Source organism: Streptomyces sp. 3214.6 (genome assembly GCF_900129855.1).
GTDB classification, from domain to species: Bacteria; Actinomycetota; Actinomycetes; order Streptomycetales; family Streptomycetaceae; genus Streptomyces; species Streptomyces soliscabiei.
On record NZ_LT670819.1, the window covers coordinates 8,120,576 to 8,144,186 of the forward strand.

At 71.7% G+C, this 23,611-nt stretch carries 22 protein-coding genes; 19 read left to right on the forward strand and 3 right to left on the reverse strand.

The window, feature by feature from the left end; genetic code table 11:
• Positions 1-21 precede the first annotated feature (21 nt).
• The 8 genes from B5557_RS36720 to B5557_RS36755 all read left to right on the forward strand — a co-directional run bounded on the left by B5557_RS36720 (position 22) and on the right by B5557_RS36755 (position 8,675).
• Positions 22-1,128 (forward strand): quinone-dependent dihydroorotate dehydrogenase, encoded by a 1,107-nt coding sequence (locus B5557_RS36720; RefSeq protein WP_079663529.1) that lies wholly within the window; start codon positions 22-24, stop codon positions 1,126-1,128.
• A complete protein-coding gene (gene pyrF, locus B5557_RS36725) occupies positions 1,125-1,967 on the forward strand; it encodes an orotidine-5'-phosphate decarboxylase (protein ID WP_079663530.1) in 843 nt (280 codons plus the stop codon). Before B5557_RS36720 ends, pyrF begins: the two co-directional genes overlap by 4 nt.
• A 279-nt stretch (positions 1,968-2,246) precedes the next feature.
• Positions 2,247-2,570, forward strand: coding sequence for an integration host factor (locus B5557_RS36730; RefSeq protein ID WP_003977346.1), 324 nt, complete (start codon positions 2,247-2,249; stop codon positions 2,568-2,570).
• Between the two features lie 60 nt (positions 2,571-2,630).
• On the forward strand, positions 2,631-3,224 hold the full coding sequence (gene gmk / locus B5557_RS36735) for a guanylate kinase (RefSeq protein ID WP_079663531.1): 594 nt from the start codon (positions 2,631-2,633) through the stop codon (positions 3,222-3,224).
• Between the two features lie 40 nt (positions 3,225-3,264).
• Positions 3,265-3,537, forward strand: coding sequence for a DNA-directed RNA polymerase subunit omega (gene rpoZ, locus B5557_RS36740; RefSeq protein ID WP_003988945.1), 273 nt, complete (start codon positions 3,265-3,267; stop codon positions 3,535-3,537).
• 120 nt (positions 3,538-3,657) lie between these two features.
• On the forward strand, positions 3,658-4,860 hold the full coding sequence (gene coaBC / locus B5557_RS36745) for a bifunctional phosphopantothenoylcysteine decarboxylase/phosphopantothenate--cysteine ligase CoaBC (RefSeq protein WP_079663532.1): 1,203 nt from the start codon (positions 3,658-3,660) through the stop codon (positions 4,858-4,860).
• A gap of 240 nt (positions 4,861-5,100) precedes the next feature.
• Complete coding sequence (metK, locus tag B5557_RS36750; protein WP_079663533.1) at positions 5,101-6,309, forward strand: methionine adenosyltransferase; 1,209 nt, start codon at positions 5,101-5,103, stop codon at positions 6,307-6,309.
• Between the two features lie 182 nt (positions 6,310-6,491).
• Positions 6,492-8,675: a primosomal protein N' gene (locus B5557_RS36755; RefSeq protein WP_079663534.1), complete on the forward strand. Its 2,184-nt coding sequence runs from the start codon at positions 6,492-6,494 to the stop codon at positions 8,673-8,675.
• A 119-nt stretch (positions 8,676-8,794) separates the two neighbouring features.
• Here B5557_RS36755 and B5557_RS36760 read toward each other — a convergent pair whose 3' ends face one another.
• Positions 8,795-9,340 carry a hypothetical protein gene (locus B5557_RS36760; RefSeq protein ID WP_079663535.1) on the reverse strand — a complete coding sequence of 182 codons (546 nt, stop codon included), beginning with the start codon at positions 9,338-9,340 and terminating at the stop codon, positions 8,795-8,797.
• A gap of 242 nt (positions 9,341-9,582) precedes the next feature.
• Here B5557_RS36760 and fmt point away from each other — a divergent pair, with 242 nt between their 5' ends.
• Positions 9,583-10,515: a methionyl-tRNA formyltransferase gene (fmt, locus tag B5557_RS36765; RefSeq protein WP_079663536.1), complete on the forward strand. Its 933-nt coding sequence runs from the start codon at positions 9,583-9,585 to the stop codon at positions 10,513-10,515.
• Between the two features lie 179 nt (positions 10,516-10,694).
• Positions 10,695-12,113: an RsmB/NOP family class I SAM-dependent RNA methyltransferase gene (locus tag B5557_RS36770; RefSeq protein WP_079663537.1), complete on the forward strand. Its 1,419-nt coding sequence runs from the start codon at positions 10,695-10,697 to the stop codon at positions 12,111-12,113.
• A gap of 81 nt (positions 12,114-12,194) precedes the next feature.
• Here the strand turns inward: B5557_RS36770 and argG are convergent, their stop codons facing one another.
• A complete protein-coding gene (gene argG / locus B5557_RS36775) occupies positions 12,195-13,649 on the reverse strand; it encodes an argininosuccinate synthase (protein ID WP_079663538.1) in 1,455 nt (484 codons plus the stop codon).
• Positions 13,650-13,913: 264 nt separating this feature from the next.
• On the opposite strand from argG, the gene rpe reads away from it, so the two are divergent.
• The 5 genes from rpe to B5557_RS36800 all read left to right on the forward strand — a co-directional run bounded on the left by rpe (position 13,914) and on the right by B5557_RS36800 (position 18,684).
• Positions 13,914-14,600 carry a ribulose-phosphate 3-epimerase gene (gene rpe, locus B5557_RS36780; protein WP_079663539.1) on the forward strand — a complete coding sequence of 229 codons (687 nt, stop codon included), beginning with the start codon at positions 13,914-13,916 and terminating at the stop codon, positions 14,598-14,600.
• 90 nt (positions 14,601-14,690) lie between these two features.
• Entirely contained in the window at positions 14,691-15,734 is a 1,044-nt protein-coding gene (locus B5557_RS36785) for a sugar-binding transcriptional regulator (RefSeq protein ID WP_079663540.1), read from the forward strand.
• Between the two features lie 176 nt (positions 15,735-15,910).
• The gene (locus B5557_RS36790) at positions 15,911-16,255 is read left to right on the forward strand and encodes a barstar family protein (protein WP_079663541.1); all 345 of its coding nucleotides are present in this window, start codon (positions 15,911-15,913) and stop codon (positions 16,253-16,255) included.
• A gap of 311 nt (positions 16,256-16,566) precedes the next feature.
• Positions 16,567-18,009 (forward strand): GuaB1 family IMP dehydrogenase-related protein, encoded by a 1,443-nt coding sequence (locus B5557_RS36795; protein WP_079665191.1) that lies wholly within the window; start codon positions 16,567-16,569, stop codon positions 18,007-18,009.
• A gap of 222 nt (positions 18,010-18,231) precedes the next feature.
• Positions 18,232-18,684, forward strand: a complete 453-nt coding sequence (locus tag B5557_RS36800; protein WP_055638498.1) for an Lrp/AsnC family transcriptional regulator — start codon at positions 18,232-18,234, stop codon at positions 18,682-18,684.
• A 21-nt stretch (positions 18,685-18,705) separates the two neighbouring features.
• On the opposite strand, the gene B5557_RS36805 is transcribed toward B5557_RS36800, so the two are convergent.
• A complete protein-coding gene (locus tag B5557_RS36805) occupies positions 18,706-19,446 on the reverse strand; it encodes a GntR family transcriptional regulator (RefSeq protein ID WP_079663542.1) in 741 nt (246 codons plus the stop codon).
• A 212-nt stretch (positions 19,447-19,658) separates the two neighbouring features.
• Here B5557_RS36805 and B5557_RS36810 point away from each other — a divergent pair, with 212 nt between their 5' ends.
• The 4 genes from B5557_RS36810 to B5557_RS36825 are packed head-to-tail and all read left to right on the forward strand — an operon-like array spanning position 19,659 to position 23,601.
• The gene (locus B5557_RS36810) at positions 19,659-20,816 is read left to right on the forward strand and encodes an ABC transporter substrate-binding protein (protein WP_079663543.1); all 1,158 of its coding nucleotides are present in this window, start codon (positions 19,659-19,661) and stop codon (positions 20,814-20,816) included.
• Entirely contained in the window at positions 20,813-21,709 is an 897-nt protein-coding gene (locus B5557_RS36815; protein ID WP_079663544.1) for an ABC transporter permease, read from the forward strand. Before B5557_RS36810 ends, B5557_RS36815 begins: the two co-directional genes overlap by 4 nt.
• Positions 21,697-22,509 (forward strand): ABC transporter permease, encoded by an 813-nt coding sequence (locus B5557_RS36820; protein WP_079663545.1) that lies wholly within the window; start codon positions 21,697-21,699, stop codon positions 22,507-22,509. Before B5557_RS36815 ends, B5557_RS36820 begins: the two co-directional genes overlap by 13 nt.
• A 3-nt stretch (positions 22,510-22,512) precedes the next feature.
• Entirely contained in the window at positions 22,513-23,601 is a 1,089-nt protein-coding gene (locus B5557_RS36825; protein WP_079663546.1) for an ABC transporter ATP-binding protein, read from the forward strand.
• Positions 23,602-23,611 lie beyond the last annotated feature (10 nt).

Consider the following 23,611-nt stretch of genomic DNA (forward strand, 5'->3'; position numbering starts at 1 on the left):
CCCCCTCTGCATGAGGGAACCATGTACAAGATCTTCTTCAACCTCGTCTTCCGGCGGATGGACCCGGAGCAGGCCCACCACCTGGCCTTCCGCTGGATCCGGCTCGCCGCCCGCATCCCCGTGCTGCGCACGTTCGTCGCCGCCGCCCTCGCGCCCCGCCACAAGGAGCTGCGCACCGAGGCCTTCGGGCTGCGCATGCACGGCCCCTTCGGGCTCGCCGCCGGCTTCGACAAGAACGCCGTCGCGATCGACGGGATGTCGATGCTGGGCTTCGACCACGTCGAGATCGGCACGGTCACCGGCGAGCCGCAGCCCGGCAACCCCAAGAAGCGGCTGTTCCGGCTCGTGCAGGACCGCGCGCTCATCAACCGCATGGGGTTCAACAACGAGGGCTCGCTGGTCGTCGCGGCGCGCCTCGCCTCCCGTGAGCCGGTCTTCAAACCCGTGGTGGGCGTCAACATCGGCAAGACCAAGGTCGTACCGGAGGAGGAGGCCGTCGGCGACTACGTGAAGTCGACCGAGCGGCTCGCGCCGTACGCCGACTACCTGGTCGTGAACGTGTCCTCGCCGAACACGCCGGGGCTGCGCAACCTGCAGGCCACCGAGGCGCTGCGGCCGCTGCTGAGCGCCGTCCGGGAGGCCGCCGATCGCACGGTGACCTCGCGGCGCGTCCCGCTGCTGGTGAAGATCGCCCCGGATCTGGCGGACGACGACGTCGACGCGGTCGCCGACCTGGCCGTCGAGCTCGGCCTGGACGGGATCATCGCCACGAACACCACCATCGCGCGCGAGGGCCTCGGCCTGGCGTCCGACCCCTCCCTGGTGAAGGAGACCGGCGGTCTGTCCGGGGCGCCCCTCAAGGCCCGTTCCCTGGAGGTGCTGCGCCGCCTCTACGCGCGCGTGGGCGACCGCATCACCCTGGTGGGCGTCGGCGGCGTCGAGGACGCCGAGGACGCCTGGCAGCGCATCCTGGCCGGTGCCACGCTGGTACAGGGCTACAGCGCCTTCATCTACGAGGGGCCCTTCTGGGGCCGCGCGATCCACAAGGGGCTCGCCGCCCGCCTGCGGACGAGTCCCTACGCCACCCTCGCCGACGCGGTCGGCGCCGACGTGAGGAAGACGGCATGACCCCGGAGCCCTTCGGCGCGCGACTGCGTCGCGCGATGGACGAGCGCGGCCCGCTGTGCGTCGGCATCGACCCGCATGCCTCCCTGCTCGCCGAGTGGGGATTGAACGACGACGTCGCCGGCCTGGAGCGGTTCAGCCGCACGGTCGTGGAGGCGACGGCGGACCGGGTGGCCCTGCTGAAGCCGCAGAGCGCCTTCTTCGAGCGGTTCGGCTCGCGCGGGGTCGCGGTCCTGGAGAAGTCGGTGCAGGAGGCGCGGGCGGCCGGCGCGTTGGTCGTGATGGACGCCAAGCGCGGTGACATCGGCTCCACCATGGCCGCCTACGCCGAGGCCTTCCTGCACCCCGACGCCCCACTGTTCTGCGACGCCCTCACGGTGTCGCCGTACCTCGGCTACGGATCCCTGTCGCCGGCGGTGGCGCTGGCCCGCGAGAGCGGCGCCGGGCTGTTCGTGCTGGCGCTGACCTCCAACCCGGAGGGCGGCGAGGTCCAGCACGCCGTGCGGGCCGACGGCCGCAACATCGGCGCGACGATGCTGGCGCATTTGGCCGCCGAGAACGTGGGGGAGGAGCCGCTGGGCTCCTTCGGGGCGGTCGTCGGTGCCACCCTGGGCGACCTGTCGACCTACGACCTCGACATCAACGGTCCGCTCCTCGCGCCCGGTGTGGGCGCCCAGGGGGCGACGCCGGCTGACCTTCCCCGGGTCTTCGGGTCGGCGCTGCGCAATGTCGTGCCGAACATCAGCCGGGGCGTGTTGCGTCAGGGTCCCGACGTCGTCGCGCTGCGTGACGCCGTGGAGCGGTTTGCGCGAGAGGTGCGCGCCGCCGTGGCCGCCGCCTGAGGGGCTCCGACCGCCCGACCGGGGGCTCGGTCGGGCGGCCCCGGGCCGACTTGAGTCTGGATACATCCTCAAATCCGGGGCAGTATGTCTTGAATGTCCGGCCCTACGGAGGCTGACCAGGACTTTTCCTCTGTTCTCGCTGACTCCGGCGGAGTTGGCCGCTAGTCTCCGACGGAGAGTGAACGGGCAGCGCGTGTTGCTCGTAACTCACCAGGTGTGGGGCGACTAGGTTCCTCACCGGTCCGTATCCGACAGTTCGACATCCGAGGTGACGTAGGCGTGGCTCTTCCGCCCCTTACCCCCGAACAGCGCGCAGCCGCGCTCGAAAAGGCCGCCGCGGCTCGCCGGGAGCGGGCCGAGGTCAAGAATCGACTGAAGCACTCCGGCGCCTCGCTTCACGAGGTCATCAAGCAGGGTCAGGAAAACGACGTCATCGGCAAGATGAAGGTCTCCGCCCTCCTGGAGTCACTCCCGGGCGTGGGCAAGGTCCGCGCCAAGCAGATCATGGAGCGACTCGGCATCTCCGAGAGCCGCCGCGTGCGTGGCCTCGGCTCCAACCAGATCGCCTCCCTGGAGCGTGAGTTCGGCAGCACCGGCTCCTGATTCCCGGGTCCTGCGGGAAGGGAGTCCCGGGCACTCCGGGATTGCTGGAATAATCGCTGCATGGCTGCAACATTCCGGGGGACGACCCCCGAGCCCCCGGACGTACGTCCGCGGCTGACCGTGCTCTCCGGCCCCTCCGGGGTCGGCAAGAGCACGGTCGTCGCCCATATGCGCAAGGAACACCCCGAGGTCTGGCTCTCGGTGTCGGCGACGACCCGTAAGCCCCGTCCCGGTGAGAAGCACGGAGTCCACTACTTCTTCGTCACCGACGAGGAGATGGACAAGCTGATCGCCAACGGCGAGCTGCTGGAGTGGGCCGAGTTCGCCGGCAATCGCTACGGCACTCCGCGCGCCGCCGTACTGGAGCGCCTGGAGTCGGGCGAGCCGGTCCTCCTGGAGATCGACCTCCAGGGCGCCCGGCAGGTCCGTGAGTCCATGCCCGAGGCCCAGCTGGTGTTCCTGGCTCCTCCCTCCTGGGAGGAGCTCGTGCGCAGACTCACCGGGCGGGGCACCGAGCCGCCCGAGGTCATCGAGCGCCGGCTGGAGGCCGCGAAGATCGAACTCGCGGCCGAGCCGGAGTTCGACGAGACCCTGGTCAACACCTCCGTCGAGGACGTGGCGCGCGAGCTGCTAGCCTTGACGGATGTCGTGTGATCACGACCATTCTTTTTTCCCATCCATCGGAAGGTAGAGCGTGTCCTCTTCCATCTCCGCGCCCGAGGGCATCATCAACCCGCCGATCGACGAGCTCCTCGAGGCCACCGACTCGAAGTACAGCCTCGTGATCTACGCGGCCAAGCGGGCCCGCCAGATCAACGCGTACTACTCGCAGCTCGGCGAGGGCCTCCTCGAGTACGTCGGTCCGCTCGTCGACACCCACGTCCACGAGAAGCCGCTCTCGATCGCCCTCCGCGAGATCAACGCGGGACTGCTGACGTCCGAGGCCGTCGAGGGTCCCGCGCAGTAGTATTTTCGGCTCGCAGTTGGTTTTTCCACAGGCCCGGCAGCACGACTGCCGGGCCTGTGGTGTCTGATGGACCCGTACGCCGGGAGCCGCGGCGTACGAGGTCGAGTCCGGGGAGAGACGGTGGACAAGCCGAAGGTCGTTCTGGGGGTCAGTGCGGGCATCGCCGCCTACAAGGCCTGCGAGCTGCTGCGCAGACTGACGGAGTCGGGTCATGACGTCCGCGTCGTCCCCACCGCCTCCGCGCTGCACTTCGTCGGCGCCGCCACCTGGTCCGCCCTGTCCGGCCACCCCGTCTCCACGGAGGTCTGGGACGACGTCCACGAAGTCCCGCACGTCCGCATCGGTCAGCACGCCGACCTGGTGGTCGTCGCCCCCGCCACGGCCGACATGCTCGCCAAGGCCGCCCACGGCCTCGCGGACGACCTCCTCACCAACACCCTCCTCACCGCCCGCTGTCCGGTCGTCTTCGCCCCCGCGATGCACACCGAGATGTGGGAGCACCCGGCCACCCAGGAGAACGTGGCGACGCTGCGCCGCCGGGGCGCCGTCGTCATCGAACCGGCCGTCGGCCGGCTCACCGGCGTCGACACCGGCAAGGGGCGGCTGCCCGACCCGGCCGAGATCTTCGAGGTCTGCCGCCGTGTCCTGGCCAGGGGAGTGCGCGAACCCGACCTCGCCGGCCGGCATGTCGTCGTCAGCGCCGGCGGCACCCGCGAGCCCCTCGACCCGGTTCGCTTCCTCGGCAATCGCTCCTCCGGCAAGCAGGGCTACGCCCTCGCCCGCACCGCCGCCGCCCGCGGCGCCCGCGTCACGCTGATCGCCGCGAACACCGGACTGCCCGACCCGGCCGGGGTCGACGTCGTCCAGGTCGGCACGGCCGTACAACTGCGCGAGGCGGTCCTGAAGGCCGCCGCGGACGCCGACGCGGTCGTCATGGCCGCCGCGGTGGCCGACTTCCGGCCACAGACATACGCGGCGGGAAAGATCAAAAAGAAGGACGGCCAGGAACCGGAACCCATCGTTCTCGTGCGGAATCCGGACATTCTCGCGGAGATCTCCGCCGACCGGGCGCGCCCCAATCAGGTGGTTGTCGGCTTCGCCGCCGAGACCGACGACGTCCTCGCCAACGGCCGGACGAAGCTACGGCGCAAGGGGTGCGATCTGCTGGTGGTGAACGAGGTGGGGGAGCGTCGCACATTCGGCTCCGAGGAGAACGAGGCGCTTGTTCTGGGGGCCGACGGGAGTGAGACCCCGGTGCCGCACGGCCCGAAGGAGGCCCTGGCCGAAATCGTGTGGGACCTGGTGACGACCCGCCTGACCTGACTGTTTGATGCGCATCGCCGTTCCCTCGTAGCTCGCTCGAATCGGGTGTGGCGCCCCTGGCCAAGGCTGCCGGGCATTCGGCAGAATGCTCGTGCCGCAGGTCACAGCGCTCCCGAGAGGCGAGACGGGTGGGCCGGTGGTGGGGCACGACCGATAAACTGTTCTCGGATGACGCCGGGCGCAGCTCCCGTCGCGTCCGCCAATGATCAGCCAGCAGCCGCTGCAACCCCAGGGAGCGTTGTGTCCCGTCGCCTGTTCACTTCGGAGTCTGTGACCGAGGGTCACCCCGACAAGATCGCTGACCAGATCAGCGACACCATTCTCGACGCCCTGCTGCGCGAGGACCCGACCTCCCGGGTCGCGGTCGAGACCCTGATCACGACCGGCCTGGTGCATGTGGCCGGCGAGGTCACCACGAAGGCCTACGCGCCGATCCCCCAGCTCGTGCGCGACAAGATCCTCGAGATCGGCTACGACTCCTCCAAGAAGGGCTTCGACGGCGCCTCCTGCGGCGTGTCGGTGTCCATCGGCGCGCAGTCCCCGGACATCGCCCAGGGTGTGGACACGGCGTACGAGTCCCGGGTCGAGGGCGACGACGACGAGCTCGACAAGCAGGGCGCCGGCGACCAGGGGCTGATGTTCGGCTACGCCTCCGACGAGACGCCGACCCTGATGCCGCTGCCGATCTTCCTGGCGCACCGCCTCTCCAAGCGCCTGTCGGACGTCCGCAAGAACGGGACCATCCCCTACCTGCGCCCCGACGGTAAGACGCAGGTCACCATCGAGTACGACGGCGACAAGGCCGTCCGCCTCGACACGGTGGTCGTCTCCTCGCAGCACGCGAGCGACATCGACCTGGACTCCCTGCTGGCCCCCGACATCCGCGAGTTCGTCGTGGAGCCGGAGCTCAAGGCGCTCCTGGACGACGGCATCAAGCTCGACACCGAGAACTACCGACTCCTGGTCAACCCGACCGGCCGCTTCGAGATCGGCGGCCCGATGGGCGACGCCGGCCTCACCGGTCGCAAGATCATCATCGACACCTACGGTGGCTTCGCCCGGCACGGCGGCGGCGCGTTCTCGGGCAAGGACCCGTCCAAGGTCGACCGCTCGGCCGCCTACGCGATGCGCTGGGTGGCGAAGAACGTGGTGGCGGCGGGTCTGGCCGCCCGCTGCGAGGTCCAGGTCGCCTACGCGATCGGCAAGGCCGAGCCGGTCGGCCTCTTCGTCGAGACCTTCGGCACGGCCAAGGTGGACGTCGAGAAGATCGAGAAGGCCATCGACGAGGTCTTCGACCTGCGTCCGGCCGCGATCATCCGTGACCTCGACCTGCTCCGCCCGATCTACGCCCAGACCGCCGCCTACGGCCACTTCGGCCGGGAGCTCCCCGACTTCACCTGGGAGCGTACGGACCGCGTCGAGGCCCTGCGGAAGGCCGCGGGGCTCTGATACGCGGTTGACGCCAGGACTCCGCCCCACTCGCAAGGGCGGGGAACCTGTAGACGACGTCGGCTCCCGGGACCTGATGGTTCCGGGAGCCGACGTCGTTCTGGACGGGCGCGGCTCCCGGCTTCTGGGGGCGGAGCGTCCGAGGGCGGCCGTTGTCAGTGGCGTTTGGTAAGAATGCAGGCGTGAGCAGCGAGAACGGGCAGGGGGGCGGTGGGGCGGCCGGCGAGGGCGCCCCACCGGAGCAGCTCGCGCTGATTCGGGAGAGCGTGCGGCAGGCCAAGGCGCCGCGAGCCATGCCCCGGACGTGGCGGGGGGCCGCACTGGCCGAGGAGTTGCCCGTCGCGCGGGTGCTCGTCGACAAGGGTGTGCTGCACCTGGACCGCTACTTCGACTACGCGGTGCCGGCCGAACTCGACGCGGACGCGCAGCCGGGGGTGCGGGTGCGGGTGCGGTTCGGGGCCGGGCGCGGGCGGGTCAGGGAAGGGCGCCGCGAGGGCGGCGGGCTCATCGACGGGTTCCTCATCGAGCGGCTCGCCGCATCGGACTACTCCGGCCCGCTCGCGGCGCTCGCCCAGGTGGTGTCGCCCGAGCGGGTGCTGAGCCAGGAGCTGCTGGGGCTGGCGCGAGCCGTCGCCGACCGGTACGCGGGGAGCCTGGCCGATGTGCTGCAACTCGCGGTGCCGCCGCGCAACGCACGCGCCGAGCAGCGGCCCTCGCCCGCCCCGCTGCCCCCGCCGAGGGCGCCGGAGGCCGGGCCCTGGGCGCGGTACGAGCGGGGTGGCGCGTTCCTCGAGTCGCTGGCGGCCGGGAGCGCGCCGCGGGCCGTGTGGAACGCGCTGCCCGGTCCCGAGTGGAGCGAGGCGCTGGCGCGGGCCGTCGCCGCGACGCTCGCCTCGGGTCGCGGGGCCCTGGTCGTCGTACCGGACGGGCGGGCCGCCGCGCGGGTCGACGCGGCCCTGACGGCGCTGCTGGGGGAGGGCCGGCATGCGCTGCTCACCGCGGACGCCGGGCCCGAGAAGCGGTACCGCGAGTGGCTCGCGGTACGACGCGGGTCGGTGCGGGCGGTCGTCGGAACGCGCGCCGCGATGTTCGCGCCGGTTCAGGACCTGGGGCTGGTCGCGCTCTGGGACGACGGGGACGACAGTCACAGCGAGCAGCACGCGCCGCAGCCCCATGCGCGGGAGGTGCTGCTGCTGCGGGCCGCTCAGGACAAGTGCGGTTTCCTGATGGGAGGTTGGAGCTGCACGGTGGAGGGTGCCCAGCTCGTCGAGAGCGGCTGGGCACGGCCGTTGGTCGCCGCGCGGGAGCAGGTGCGGCGCTCCGCTCCGCTGGTGCGCACCGTGGGGGACCAGGACCTCGCTCGGGACGAGGCCGCCAGGGCCGCCCGGCTGCCCACCCTGGCCTGGCAGACGGTCCGGGAAGGGCTGCGGCACGGGCCGGTGCTGGTGCAGGTGCCCCGACGGGGGTACGTGCCGCGGATGGCGTGTGCGCAGTGCCGTGCCCCCGCTCGGTGCCGACACTGCTCCGGGCCGTTGGAGGCGCGGGACGGCGGCGCGGCGGGCGGGTCGTTGTGGTGCGGGTGGTGCGGGCGTGAGGAGGGCGCCTGGCACTGCCCGGAGTGCGGCTCGTTCCGGTTGCGGGCCCAGATCGTGGGGGCGCGGCGGACCGCAGAGGAGCTGGGGCGGGCGTTTCCCGCTGTTCCGGTGCGTACATCGGGGCGCGAGCAGGTGCTGGACACCGTGCCGGGGGCGCCCGCGCTCGTCGTGTCCACGCCAGGGGCCGAGCCGGTCGCCGAGGGCGGGTACGCGGCCGCGCTGCTGCTGGACGGCTGGGCCATGCTCGGCCGGCCCGACCTGCGGGCCGGGGAGGACGCGCTGCGCCGCTGGATCGCGGCCGCCGCGCTCGTGCGGCCCCAGGGGGACGGGGGGATCGTGGTCGTCGTCGCCGAGCCCACGCTGCGGCCCGTGCAGGCGCTGGTGCGGTGGGATCCCGTGGGGCACGCCGTGCGGGAGCTCGCCGAGCGCGCCGAGCTGGGGTTTCCGCCGGTGTCGCGGATGGCGGCGGTGTCGGGGACCGCGGAGGCGGTGGCCGCGTTCCTGGAGGCCGTCGAACTGCCTCGGGAGGCGGAGGTGCTGGGGCCGGTTCCGGTGCCGGCCGGTCCGGCGGGGCGGCCTCGACGGGCGGGGGCGCCGCCGCCCGGGGAGCAGTGGGAGCGGGCGTTGATCCGGGTTCCGCCGGGCAGGGGCGCCGCGCTGGCTGCCGCGTTGAAGGCGGCGCAGGCGGCTCGGATGGCTCGGGCTTCCCGGCCGACCCGGGGTGGGGAGGACGTTGTCCGGGTGCGGGTCGATCCGCCGGACATCGGGTGAGGCGCTGCGTGGTCGCGGATATGCGGCTGCCCTCTCGGGCTTGGGCCGAGAGGGCAGGGTGGGGTGGAGCGGTGCGGTGCTGTGTGGGGTGGAGGCGTGGTGGGGGCGGACGGGGTGCGTCAGCCGCTGCGCGGGCCGGGGAAGGCGGTCGGCCTTGCCTCATCCCGCAGTGCCGGGCTGCCGGCCGTCGGCTGGGTAGGCATCGAGCGGGCGGCGGGGACCGTGGGAACCGCCGGGAGGCTCGTGGTCACGCCGACCGAGCGGGCACCGGTCGGCTCCGTCGGACGGTCGGCCTCGGCGGTGGTCGCCTGGGCCGCGGCGCGGCGGGCGCCGTAACGGCGGTGGACGGCCTGCTTGGTGACCCCGAGCGCGGAGCCCACCGCGTCCCATGAGAAGCCGAGTGAACGGTCGAAGTCCACCGCCGCGGTGACCAGCGTCTCGACGCTGTCCCGCAGTTCCTGGGCCAGGCGGACCGTGGGGGCGGGAGCGCGCCCGTAGACGACGAAGCCCGTGGAGGGGCCGGAGCGGCGGGGGCGGTAGACGTTGCCCAGCTGGGCGGTGAGGGTGCGCAGTGCGTCCACCTGCCGGCGGACGCGCTCGATGTCCCGCACCAGCAAGTGCAGGCTGGCCCGGGCCTGGGCGTCGTGGGTTGCATGGTCGGCCATGAACAAGCCTCTCGAACCGGCGTTGAAGTAGGTGTGGTCAACTCTTTCTTGACCAACGCGGGTTCGCTCCGCTGGTCACGGTGTGGGGGCGTATGGGCATATGCGTACGCCCCCCGGGGCGGGGGTACGCGGGGTTCTCGCCGTCGGTGGCCTTCCCTCGGGTGCCGGGGCGTTGGTCGTTCCCGCCCCATAAACTTGTGTGTCGCCCGTCATTCGAACCGTCCGAGAGGCCCCGCCCACTCATGAAGCTCGTCTTCGCCGGTACCCCCGAGGTCGCTGTTCCCGCTCTGGACGCTCTGCTCGCCTCCGTGCGGCACGAGGTGGCCGCTGTCGTCACGCGGCCCGACGCGCCGGCCGGGCGGGGGCGGCGGCTGATCGCTTCTCCTGTCGCCCAGCGCGCGGAGGAGGCGGGCATCGAGGTGCTGAAGCCCCTCAAGCCCCGGGACCCGGAGTTCCTGGCGCGGTTGAAGGAGATCGCGCCGGACTGCTGCCCCGTCGTGGCCTACGGGGCGCTGCTGCCCAGGGTGGCGCTGGACATCCCGGCCCAGGGCTGGGTCAACCTGCACTTCTCGCTGCTGCCCGCCTGGCGCGGCGCCGCTCCCGTCCAGCACTCCATCATGGCGGGGGACGAGATCACCGGCGCCTCCACCTTCCTCATCGAGGAGGGGCTCGACTCCGGTCCGGTGTACGGGACGGTCACCGAGGAGATCCGGTCCACCGACACCAGCGGTGACCTGCTGACCCGGCTCGCCTTCGCCGGCGCCGGACTGCTCGCCGCGACCATGGACGGGATCGCGGACGGCAGCTTGAAGGCCGTGCCGCAGCCGGGCGAGGGGATCACGCTCGCACCGAAGATCACCGTCGATGACGCCCAGGTCGACTGGGCCACGCCGGCGCTGCGCGTCGACCGCGTCGTGCGCGGCTGCACCCCCGCGCCCGGCGCCTGGACCACCTTCCGTGGCGAGCGGCTCAAGCTGATCCAGGTCAAGCCGGTTCCCGAGCGGACCGATCTCGCCCCCGGCGCGCTGGCCGTCGGCAAGAACAGCGTGCATGTCGGCACCGGCTCGTACGCGGTGGAGCTGGTGTGGGTGCAGGCGCAGGGCAAGAAGCCGATGCGGGCCGCCGACTGGGCGCGCGGCGTCCGGATCGGGGAGGGCGAGACCGTCGGGGCGTAACGCTCCTGCACAAGCCCCACAAGCCCTGCAAGCCCCACAAGCCCCACAAGCCCCACAAGCCCCACAAGCCCTGCAAGGCAGGCGCACAAAGCCGGGAAGTCTGCCGCTGCCGCCGCCGACGTACGCTGGAACGTCAGTCTGTCTGCGCATCCCATCCTGTAATCCGGAGCACCTTTTTCGTGAGCGATCAGCACCAGGGTTCCCGCAAGCCGGGCAAGCCCTACCGTCGGCCCCAGAAGGATCCTGTCCGTCTCCTCGCCTTCGAGGTGTTGCGGGCGGTGGACGAGCGGGACGCGTATGCCAACCTCGTGCTGCCGCCGTTGCTGCGCAAGGCGCGGGAGAAGGGGGGCTTCGACGGACGGGACGCGGCTCTCGCCACCGAGCTGGTCTACGGGACGCTGCGCCGGCAGGGGACGTACGACGCCGTCATCTCGGCCTGTGTCGACCGGCCGCTGCGCGAGGTCGATCCGCCGGTGCTCGATGTGCTGAGCCTCGGCGTGCACCAGCTGCTCGGGACGCGCATCCCGACGCATGCCGCGGTGTCCGCCTCCGTGGAGCTCGCCCGGGTCGTGCTCGGCGACGGGCGCGCCAAGTTCGTCAACGCGGTGCTGCGCAAGGTCGCCCAGCACGATCTCGACGAGTGGGTCGAGAAGGTCGCCCCGCCCTACGACGACGACCCCGAGGACCACCTCGCCGTCGTGCACTCGCATCCGCGCTGGGTCGTCTCCGCGCTGTGGGACTCCCTCGGCGGCGGGCGGGCCGGCATCGAGGAGCTGCTGGAGGCCGACAACGAGCGGCCCGAGGTGACGCTCGTCGCCCGGCCCGGCCGGGCCACCACCGAGGAGCTGCTGCGGGAGGAGGCCGCGGTCGCCGGGCGCTGGTCGCCATACGCCGTGCGGCTCACCGAGGGCGGTGAGCCAGGCGCCATCGACGCCGTACGGGACGGGCGGGCGGGGGTGCAGGACGAGGGCAGCCAGCTTGTGGCGCTCGCGCTGGCCAACGCGCCGGTCGACGGGCCCGACACGAAGTGGCTGGACGGATGCGCCGGGCCCGGTGGCAAGGCCGCGCTGCTCGCCGCGCTCGCCGCCGAGCGGGGCGCCACTCTCCTCGCCTCCGAGAAGCAGCCGCACCGGGCGGGGCTCGTCGCCAAGGCCCTCGCCGGCAATCCCGGGCCCTACCAGGTCATCGCCGCCGACGGGACCCGGCCGCCGTGGCGGCCCGGTTCCTTCGACCGGGTGCTGATGGACGTGCCGTGCACGGGGCTCGGCGCCCTGCGTCGTCGGCCCGAGGCGCGGTGGCGGCGTCGGCCGGAGGACCTCGACGGGTTCGCTCCGCTGCAGCGAGGGTTGCTGCGGACCGCGCTGGAGTCCGTCCGGGTGGGGGGCGTCGTCGGCTACGCCACCTGCTCGCCGCACCTCGCCGAGACCCGGGCGGTGGTCGCCGACCTGCTCAAGCAGTTCCCGCAGGCCGAGCTGATCGACGCCCGGCCCCTGCTGCCCGGCGTGCCGGCGCTCGGCGACGGCCCCGACGTCCAGCTGTGGCCGCATCTGCACGGGACCGACGCCATGTACCTGGCGCTGATCAGGAAGACCGGCTGAGGCCGGAACGGTCGAAAGAGCCGGGCCCGACGCAACGGCGTCGGGCCCGGCCCTTCCTGTGTGATGCGTCCCCGTCCGGGGTCAGTCCGTGCCGAACTCCATCGCGGCGCGGTCCAGCAGCTCGTCGGCCTCGGAGACCTCGCCGCGCGAGGCGATGACCTCGGCGCCGCCCTCCGGGAGCTCCGGCATGGTGCCGATCAGACCGGTCGCGGCCGCCTGGGAGGCGCCGATGGTGGGGCTGCCGGTGCCGATCAGACCGAGGCCCGCGTACTGCTCCAGCTTGGCGCGCGAGTCGGCGATGTCGAGGTTGCGCATGGTCAGCTGGCCGATGCGGTCGACGGGGCCGAAGGCCGAGTCCTCGGTGCGCTCCATGGAGAGCTTGTCCGGGTGGTAGCTGAATGCCGGGCCCGTGGTGTCGAGGATCGAGTAGTCCTCGCCGCGCCGCAGCCGCAGGGTGACCTCGCCGGTGATGGCGGCGCCGACCCATCGCTGGAGCGACTCACGGATCATCAGCGCCTGCGGGTCCAGCCAGCGGCCCTCGTACATCAGGCGGCCCAGGCGCCGGCCCTCGTTGTGGTACTGGGCGAGGGTGTCCTCGTTGTGGATCGCGTTGACCAGGCGCTCGTATGCGGCGTGCAGGAGGGCCATGCCCGGCGCCTCATAGATGCCGCGGCTCTTCGCCTCGATGATCCGGTTCTCGATCTGGTCCGACATGCCGAGGCCGTGCCGGCCGCCGATGGCGTTGGCCTCCATCACCAGGTCGACGGGGGAGGAGAACTCCTTGCCGTTGATCGTCACCGGGCGGCCCTGGTCGAAGCCGATCGTCACGTCCTCGGCGGTGATCTCGACCGACGGGTCCCAGAACCGCACGCCCATGATGGGATCGACGGTCTCCACGCCGGTGTCCAGGTGCTCCAGAGTCTTGGCCTCGTGGGTGGCGCCCCAGATGTTGGCGTCGGTGGAGTACGCCTTCTCCGTGCTGTCCCGGTAGGGCAGGTCATGGGCGACCAGCCACTCCGACATCTCCTTGCGGCCGCCGAGCTCGGTCACGAAGTCCGCGTCCAGCCAGGGCTTGTAGATCCGCAGGTGCGGGTTGGCGAGCAGGCCGTAGCGGTAGAACCGCTCGATGTCGTTGCCCTTGAACGTCGAGCCGTCGCCCCAGATCTGGACGTTGTCCTCGAGCATCGCCCGGACCAGGAGGGTGCCGGTGACGGCACGGCCGAGGGGAGTGGTGTTGAAGTAGGCGCGCCCGCCCGAGCGGATGTGGAACGCGCCGCAGGTGAGCGCGGCCAGGCCCTCCTCGACCAGGGCGGCACGGCAGTCGACCAGGCGCGCGATCTCGGCGCCGTAGGTCTTCGCGCGGCCGGGCACCGAGGCGATGTCGGGCTCGTCGTACTGGCCGATGTCGGCGGTGTAGGTGCATGGGACGGCGCCCTTGTCGCGCATCCACGCGACCGCGACGGAGGTGTCGAGCCCGCCGGAGAAGGCGATGCCGACGCGCTCGCCGGCGGGAAGGGAGGTGAGGACCTTGGACATAGGAAGATTATGCATCAACTCGCATGGTCATGCAAAGGGCTCGGTGAGGCCTCAGATCTCCGACTTCTCCAGCACCTGTGTGGACTCGGCCGACCCCGGCAGCCGCGAGGCCGGGTCGACTCGGTTCGACGGGGGGCGGGGCCGACACAGGTGCGGCTCCGCCGCGCGGGCGCGAGAGGCCACCCACAGCCTGCGCCGGACAACGCACCGTAGCCCTCCAGGACCGATGCGCCCAACCCCCGGAGGGCATGGCAGGCTTGGGTCATGGCCGTGCAGATCAACCCCAGCATCCTGTCCGCCGACTTCGCCCGCCTCGCGGAGGAGGCGAAGGCGGTCGAGGGAGCCGACTGGCTCCACGTCGACGTCATGGACAACCATTTCGTCCCGAACCTCACGCTCGGTGTGCCGGTCGTGGAGTCACTGGCCCGTGCCACGGACACTCCGCTGGACTGCCATCTGATGATCGAGGCCCCCGATCGCTGGGCCCCGCAGTACGTCGAGGCGGGCGCCTCGTCCGTCACCTTCCATGTCGAGGCGGCCGCCGCGCCGGTGCGGCTCGCCCGCGAGATCCGCGCCAAGGGCGCCCGGGCCTCCATGGCCCTCAGGCCCGCGACGCCCATCGAGCCGTACGAGGACCTGCTGCCCGAACTCGACATGCTGCTGATCATGACGGTCGAGCCGGGCTTCGGGGGCCAGGCGTTTCTCGACATCATGCTTCCCAAGATCCGCCGCACCCGCGAGCTGATCGGCAAGCACGGCCTCGACCTGTGGCTCCAGATCGACGGCGGGGTCTCGGCCGCCACCATCGAGCGGTGCGCCGAAGCGGGTGCCGACGTGTTCGTGGCCGGCTCGGCGGTGTACGGCGCCGCCGACCCGGCGGAAGCGGTCCGTGGCCTGCGGGCTCAGGCGCAGGCGGCTACCGCCGGGGCCTCGTGGGCATGTGAACACTGAACCAACCACTTGCCGACAGGAATGTGAACGGCTCCCATCAGAGCTGATCGACTGCGCCGGATCTGCGAGGATGAACGGCGTATCCAGAGTGTGAACAGCAGTGAGGAGATCGCCGTGTCGGGTATGTCGGCGGGCCGGTCAGCCATGCGGATGGGACCCGCTGAGCTGGTGCAGGCGGCGGCCATGGCCCGCCGCTTCTACCTCGAGGGAAAGTCCAAGATCCAGATCGCGGAGGAGTTCGGCGTCAGCCGCTTCAAGGTGGCCCGGGTCCTGGAGACCGCCCTCGAACGGGATCTCGTACGGATCGAGATCCGTGTGCCGGCCGAACTGGACGCCGAGCGCTCCGACGCGCTCCGCGCCCGTTACGGCCTCAGGCATGCCGTCGTGGTCGAGTCCCCGGCCGAGGCCGAGGAGACCACGGACCCCGAGAACCTGGGGGAAGTCGCCGCCGACCTGCTCGGCGAACTGGTCAACGAGGGGGACGTACTGGGGCTGGCCTGGGGCCGGTCCACCATTCACATGGCGGCGGCGCTGGACCGGCTGCCGCCCTGCACGGTCGTGCAGCTGACGGGTGTGTACGACGCAGGGACCGCCGAACGCGGCTCGGTCGAGGCCGTCCGCCGCGCCGCACAGGTGTCCGGCGGCGACGCGCACCCCATCTACGCGCCGATGCTGCTGCCGGACGCGGCCACCGCGCAGGCCCTGCGCCACCAGACCGGGATCGCCCGGGCCTTCGAGTACTTCGACAAGGTCACGGTCGCCTGTGTCTCCATCGGCTCCTGGGAGCCGGGCATCTCGACGGTGCACGACATGCTCAGCGACGAGGAGCGGTCGCACTACGCCTCGCTCGGTGTCGCCGCCGAGATGTCCGCGCACCTCTTCGACGCCGAGGGCCGCAGGGTCGGCCGCGACCTGGGCGAGCGGTGCATCACGGTCAAGACCGACCAGCTGCGCCGCGTCCCCGAGGTCGTCGCCATAGCGGGCGGTCAGCGCAAGGCGGCCGCGATCGACGCGGTGCTGCGCTCGGGTCTCGTCACCAGCCTGGTGACGGACACGTCGGCGGCCGACTACCTGATGACGGCGGGACCGACACCGAAGCCGGCCCTCAACCGGGCGGACCCGGACGGGATCTGAGGGAGTGTCATGCCGGGACGGCCGTGACGGCGCCGAAGGCGTGCGGTCACGGCCGTCTCCCGTGCAGGGGCGGGGCGGACGGCCCGCCGGGCCACGGGTCGGCTCATTGTCACCGCGGTCGCCGGTGGGGTGTACTACAGCGGTGATCACAACCGGATGTTCAGGGCGGTACTGAGATGACCGACGCGACGCTCGCCGAGGCCCTCGGCGCCGGGGGCTGGGCCCACACGGAACTGGACCTCACCGGCGTCACCGGCAAACCCGCCTTCATGGACCGCTGCGCCCGCGCGCTCGGCCTGCCCGACTACTTCGGCCGCAACTGGGATGCCCTCGCCGACTCCCTGACCGACCTGCCCGCGACCCCGGCCGGGCGCGGCCGACTGATCGTGGTGCGGGCATGGCAGGAGTACGCGCGGACCGCGCCGCAGGAGTGGACCATCGCGCAGGAGGTCCTCACCGAGGCCGTGCAGCGCCTGCGCGGCACCGCGCGCCCGCTGGAGGTGGTCCTGGCGCTCGGTTGACGGCCGCGCCACCGCTCGCTCGGGCCCCGGCCGTCTTCCTCGCCGACCGCGTCCGCGCGCCGACCGGCCTTTCACCCGGACCCCCGGGCCCCCGGAAGCCCGGACACGGACAGGGCCGCTACGAGGCGGACAGGGTGGACTGCGGCCACCGCAGCCGCCGCCTTCGGAGGATCCTCCCAAGGCCCCCGTGAGCTGCTTGGATGTTCTGTCCGGGCATTGCGGCCGGGCCTTCGTGGGAGAATGAAGTACGTGCTTCTCCCCCTGGCTGACCTGTCCGGGGGTCACCTCTGAACGACCGGGATGTGCAGCACGTGCGTTTCCTCAACGACATCCAGCCCGCCTACGACCTGACCTACGACGACGTCTTCATGGTGCCGAGCCGCAGCGCGGTCGGATCACGTCAGGCCGTCGACCTCTCCGCCCCGGACGGCACGGGCACCACGATCCCGCTGGTCGTCGCCAACATGACCGCCGTCGCCGGTCGCCGGATGGCCGAGACCCTGGCCCGGCGCGGTGGGCTCGTCGTGATCCCGCAGGACATTCCGATCGACGTCGTCACCGACGTCGTCTCCTGGGTCAAGAGCCGTCACCTGGTGCTGGACACCCCGATCGTGCTCGCCCCGCACCAGACGGTGGCCGACGCGCTGGCCCTGCTGCCCAAGCGGGCGCACAACGCGGGTGTCGTCGTCGACGAGGACTTCCGTCCCGTCGGCGTCGTCACCGACGCGGACCTCAGCGGCGTCGACCGCTTCACGCAGCTCGAGGTCGTCATGTCCCGTGACCTGCTGCTGCTCGACGCCGACATCGACCCGCGCGAGGCCTTCAACACCCTCGACGCGGCCAACCGGCGCTACGCCCCGGCCGTCGGCAAGGACGGCAAGCTCGCCGGCATCCTCACCCGCAAGGGCGCCCTGCGCGCCACGCTTTACACCCCGGCCGTCGACGCGCACGGCAGGCTGCGCGTCGCCGCGGCCGTCGGCATCAACGGCGACGTCGCGGGCAAGGCCAAGCAGCTGCTCGACGCGGGCGTGGACACGCTCGTCATCGACACCGCGCACGGCCACCAGGAGTCGATGATCGGCGCGATCCGCACCGTGCGCGCCCTCGACCCGCGGGTGCCGATCGTGGCCGGCAACATCGTCTCCGCAGAGGGCGTCAAGGACCTGATCGACGCGGGCGCCGACATCATCAAGGTCGGCGTCGGACCCGGTGCCATGTGCACCACCCGCATGATGACCGGCGTGGGCCGGCCGCAGTTCTCGGCAGTCCTGGAGTGTGCCGCCGAGGCGAAGAAGTACGGCAAGCACGTGTGGGCCGACGGCGGTGTCCGCCACCCGCGCGACGTCGCGATGGCACTGGCCGCCGGCGCGTCCAACGTGATGGTCGGGTCCTGGTTCGCGGGCACGTACGAGTCCCCGGGCGACCTCCAGCACGACGCGGACGGCCGCCCGTACAAGGAGTCGTTCGGCATGGCCTCCGCGCGGGCCGTCCGCAACCGCACGTCCGAGGAGTCGGCGTACGACCGGGCTCGCAAGGCGCTGTTCGAGGAGGGCATCTCCACCTCCCGGATGTTCCTCGACCCGGCCCGTCCGGGCGTCGAGGACCTGATCGACTCGATCATCGCGGGCGTCCGCTCCTCCTGCACGTACGCGGGCGCGGGCTCGCTCGAGGAGTTCGCCGAGAAGGCCGTCGTGGGGATCCAGAGCGCGGCCGGCTATGCGGAGGGCAAGCCGCTGCACGCCAGCTGGAGCTGAGCCGGCTCCTCGCCGCACGCCCCCGGCGAAGACCGGGGGCGTGCGGCGCCCGCGTCACCTGGGTGGTCTTCGGAGTCTGGATGACGGTCGGGCTCGTGTTCTACTTCCTCTACGGCCACCGCCGCTCCCGACTACCAACCACCGCGCCATCCGCGACCCCCGCGTCATCCGACACCCCCGCGCCCTCTGAGAAGTGAACATCCCAGAAGTGAACGACCCACAGTGCTGAACGATCTCGACGAACGCATCGTGCACGCCCTCGCCGAGGACGCCCGCCGCTCCTACGCGGACATCGGACACCTGGTCGGCCTGTCCGCGCCCGCCGTGAAACGGCGCGTGGACCGGCTGCGGGCCACCGGAGCCATCACCGGCTTCACCGTGCGGGTCGACCCGGCGGCCCTCGGCTGGGAGACCGAGGGTTTCGTCGAGATCTACTGCCGGCGCAACACCTCCCCGGAGACCATCCAGCGGGGCCTGGAGCGCTACCAGGAGGTCGTGGCGGCGTCCACCGTCACCGGCGAGGCGGACGCGGTCGCCCAGGTCTTCGCCGCCGACATGCGCCATTTCGAGCGTGTGCTGGAGCGGATCGCGGGGGAGCCGTTCGTGGAGCGCACCAAGTCGGTGCTGGTGCTGTCCCCGCTGCTGCGCCGCTTCTCCTCGGGCTCGCCGACATGAGCCGATCCGGCGTGGGTCGGCCTACTCGGCCGTCTTGCGGGCCAGCGCGTTGCTCTCGATCGAGTTGTGCACGCTGAAGCTGACCGCGTCCGAGCGGTATCGGTCGTCCGACCACTCCACCGGGCGGCCCTCACGGGTCGTCGTGACCCGGCGGATCCGCAGCAGGGGACTGGTGCGGCGGACGGCGAGCAGCTCGGCGTCCTGGGCGCCCGCCGCCACCGCGTCGATGACATGCTCGCCGTAGGCGAAGACCAGGCCGGTGTCGTCGAGGAGACGCTGGGTCACCGAGGGGCAGTCCGGCTCGATCGACTCCACGGCCGGGGAGATCCAGTCCGCGTACACGGTCCGCTCCAGGAGCACCGGCTCACCGTCCAGACCGCGCAACCGCAACACGTGCAACACGGGTGTCCCGTCACGGAGTTGGAGGCGCACGGCGTCCTCGGCGCCGGCCGGGCGGTACTCCTGTGCGACGACCCGGCCGGTCGCCTCGCGGCCCATCGCACGCGCCCACTGGGCGAAGCTGCGCAGTTCGGCGAAGCTCTGGCTGCGGCGGCTGGCCAGGACGACGCGGCGGGCGCCCTGGCGGGATCCGATGAGTCCCTCGGCGGCCAGCGCCGCGATGGCTTGGCGGACCGTGCCGCGCGAGACGCCGTAGCGGGCGGCGAGGTCGGTCTCGGCGGGCAGCCGTGCGCCGACCGCGTACTCCTCGCGGTCGATCGCCCGGCGCAGCGCGTCGGCGATCTCCTCGTGTCGCGCGGCCATGTTTCCCCTCTGCTTCGACTGCTGTACACAGTCTGACCAGCCTAGTCCACCTGCGGCGCGACTCGGAGCCGGTCACAACTGTGCGGGAAATAGGGGCTCATAGTTTCGCCAGTGTTTACGAAGGGGACACCACCGACGTGCGTACTGAGGTCAACTTGTTCAGACAAGTTCTCCTCATCTCCTGCATTCCAGCGCGTCCCCCTGGAGAAGCCGTGACCGTGCCCCTGCCGAGAACCGCCGTCCGTGGCGGCGCCCTCGCCGCCGTCGCCGTACTCGCCCTGAGCGCCTGTGGCGCCGCCCCCGAGACCACCTCCGCCACCGCGGACGGCAAGAGCGCCGCCACGGCCACCTCCGCCGCCGACTTCGGCGGCCTCGACGCCCTGGTGAAGGCGGCGAAGAAGGAGGGCACGCTGAACGCCATCGCGCTGCCCCGCGACTGGGCGAACTACGGCGCCCTCATCGACGGTTTCCAGAAGAAGTACGGCATCAAGGTCGCCGTCGAGAGCCCCGACGGCACCAGCCAGGACGAGATCAACGCCGTCACCTCCAGGAAGGGTCAGGATCGCGCACCGGACGTCCTCGACCTCGGCAGCTCCTTCGCGCTGAGCGCCGCCCAGCAGGGCCTGCTCGCGCCGTACGAGGTGGCGTCGTACGCCGACATCCCCGCGGGGCAGAAGGACGCGAAGGCCCGCTGGTACAACGACTACGGCGGCTACATCTCCATCGGCTGCGACGCCAAGCGCGTCAAGACCTGCCCGGCCACCTTCGCGGACCTGCTCAAGCCGCAGTACAAGGGCCAGGTCGCCCTCAACGGCAACCCGACCAAGTCCGGCTCCGCGTTCGGCGGCGTCTGGGCGGCCTCCCTCGCGAGCGGCGGCTCCTTCGACGACATCCAGCCCGGTCTCGACTTCTTCGCCAAGCTGAAGAAGAACGGCAACTACACGCCCGTCGAGTCGACGCCGGCCACCGTCGAGAAGGGTGAGACGCCCATCAGTATCGACTGGGACTACCTCAACGCCGGATACGCCGACGAGTTCAAGTCCAAGGGCGTGGACTGGAAGGTGTCCGTGCCCAGCGACGGCCAGTTCTCCCAGTACTACTCCCAGGCGATCAACAAGGACGCCCCGCACCCGGCGGTCGCCCGCCTGTGGCAGGAGTACCTCTACAGCGCCGAGGGTCAGAACCTGTGGCTCAAGGGGTACGCCCGGCCCGCCCTGATGACCGCCATGGAGAAGGCCGGCACCCTCGACAAGACGGCCGCGGCCAAGCTGCCCGAGGTCTCCGGGACGCCCGCCTTCCCGACCGAGGACCAGCAGAGCAAGGCCAAGACGGTCCTCGGGCAGGGCTGGGCCAAGGCCGTCTCCGGATGACCTCCACCGCCGTACGGGTCGACATGGCGCCCGCCGCTGAGGTGAAGCGGCGGCGCCGGTCGCTGGGCTGGCTCGCCGTCGTCCCGCTGCTCGCGTTCACCGCGCTCGCCTTCGGGCTGCCCGCCGTAGCCATGCTCGACGGCGCGTTCACCGTCAAGGACCCGGCCACGGGCGCCACCTCGTACACCGTCGACAACCTCACCGCCTCACTGCGGGACGCGTATCTGACGGCCCTGCTCGGCAGCGTGAAGCTGTCCGCCGTGTCGGCGGGGCTGGGGGCGCTGCTCGGACTGCCGCTGGCCCAGGCCGTGGTGACCTCCCGCTTCCGCACGCTGCGTGAGGCCGTGCTCACCGCGTCCGGGGTGCTGGCCAACTTCGGCGGCGTCCCGCTGGCCTTCGCCTTCGTCGCCACGCTCGGCAACGCCGGTGTGCTGACCCGGCACTTCGGGCTCACCGACCAGGGCTGGAACCTGTACAGCTTCTGGGGACTGGTGATCGTCTATCTGTACTTCCTGATCCCGCTGATGGTCCTCACCATCACCCCCGCCCTGGAGGGGCTGCGCTCCCAGTGGCGCGAGGCGGCGCAGAACAACGGCGCGACCCCCGCGCAGTACTGGCGGCACGTCGCCCTGCCTGTTCTGCTGCCCTCGCTGCTCGGGGGCCTGGTGCTGCTGTTCGGCAGCGCCTTCGCCGCGTACGCCACCGCTGCCGCCATGGTGGGCAGCTCCATTCCGCTGGTCACCCTCCAGATCGCCGACGCCATCTCCGGCAACGTGCTCGTCGGCCAGGAGAACGTGGCGCTCGCCCTCAGCCTCGACATGGTGCTGGTCGCCGGCCTGGTCATGGCGGTCTATCTGCCCCTGCAACGACGGAGCGCTCGATGGCTCGCCTGAACATGTGGCGGTGGGCTGTCCTCGGCCTCGCCGGCCTGTACTTCCTGGTGCCGCTGGCCGCTTCGGTCGTCTTCACCGTCGACGTGCCCGGGCAGGGCGTCACCTTCGACGCCTACACCCAGATCCTCTCCACCGACGGCTTCGGATCCAGCCTGCTGCTCTCGCTGGAGCTGGCCATCGCCACCATCGCCGTCGTCCTGCTGCTGATGGTGCCCGCCATGGTCGCGTTGCGGCTGGGCGCGCCCCGGCTGCGGCCGGTCGTCGAGGTGGTGTGCTCACTGCCCCTGGTCGTGCCGCCGATCGCGTTCGTCGCCGGCATCGGGACAGTGCTCAAATGGGGACCCGAGCATTTCTCGCGCACCCCGCTGTTCCAGACGTTCGTGGCGATCCAGAACCCCGACTTCCCCGTCGTGCTCGTCCTGGCGTACGTGGTGATGGCGCTGCCGTTCGCGTACCGGGCCCTGGACGCGGGTCTGCGCTCCGTCGACGTGGGCACCCTCGTCGAGGCCGCCCGCAGCTGCGGGGCCGGCTGGCCGCAGGCGCTCGTCCAGGCCGTCCTGCCCAACCTTCGCGGCGCGCTGCTCAACACCTCCTTCCTCACCCTGGCCCTGGTGCTCGGCGAGTTCACCGTGGCGCGACTGCTCGGCTTCCAGCCCTTCGCCGTCTGGATCGTCAACGTCAGCGGCTCGCAGGCCCAGCTGTCCGTCGCCGTGTCCGTGCTCAGCCTGCTCGTGACCTGGGTGCTGCTCCTCGTCCTCGCCGGTTTCGGCGGGCGCACCCGTTCTACTCCCCGGGGATGACCCATGACCGTGCTCGACAAGTCAGCGACGACCGCGACGAAGCCGCAGGCGCAGGCGGCGACCGTCGAATTCCGAGCCCTGCGCCGGGAGTTCGGCCCGACCGTGGCTCTCGACGGCCTCGACCTCACCGTCCGGCCGGGTGAGCTTCTCGCCCTGCTCGGCCCGTCCGGCTGCGGCAAGACCACCGCGCTGCGGATGCTCGCCGGGTTCGAACACCCCGACTCCGGCGAGGTGCTGGTCGACGGAGAGGACGTCACCAGGGTGCCGGCCCACCGCCGGGACGCCGGAATGGTCTTCCAGTCGTACAGCCTCTTCCCGCACCTCGACGCGCTCGACAACGTGGCCTTCGGGCTGCGGATGCGCAAGGTGCGCCCCGCCGAACGGCGCTCCCGGGCAGCCGAGTTGCTGGAACTGGTGGGCCTCGCCGACAAGGGCGCACGGTTTCCGCACCAGCTCTCCGGCGGCCAGCAGCAGCGCGTCGCCCTGGCCCGCGCCCTCGCCCTGCGCCCGCGCGTCCTGCTCCTGGACGAGCCGCTCTCCGCGCTCGACGCGAAGGTGCGGCTGACCCTGCGCGAGGAGATCCGGCGGCTCCAGCAGGAACTCGGCATCACCACCCTGTTCGTCACCCACGACCAGGAGGAGGCCCTGTCGATGGCGGACCGGGTCGCCGTGATGCACGCTGGGCGGCTCGAACAGTGCGCCGCCCCCGCCGAGTTGTACGGCCGGCCCGCCACGGCCTTCGTGGCCGAGTTCGTGGGCACGACAAGCCGGATCCCGGGCCGCCTCGAGGGCGGGACCGTCGAAGTGCTCGGGCGCCGCCTGCCCGTCGACGGCAGGATCCCGGCCGTGACCGACGTGGACGTCCTGGTTCGGCCGGAGGCGGTGCGCGTGCGGGCCGAGGACGGCGGGGACGCACGCGTCGTCGCCACCTCCTTCCTGGGCGCGGCCGTCCGCGTCACCGTCCGGCTCGCCGACGGCACCGACGTCAAGGCCGACCTGCCCGCCCACGAGGCCGCCGAACTCACGGCGGGCGCGGCGGTGGACGTCTCGCTCCCCGACCGCCCCGTCCTCGTCGTCGAACGTACTTCCTGATCGCCCCACC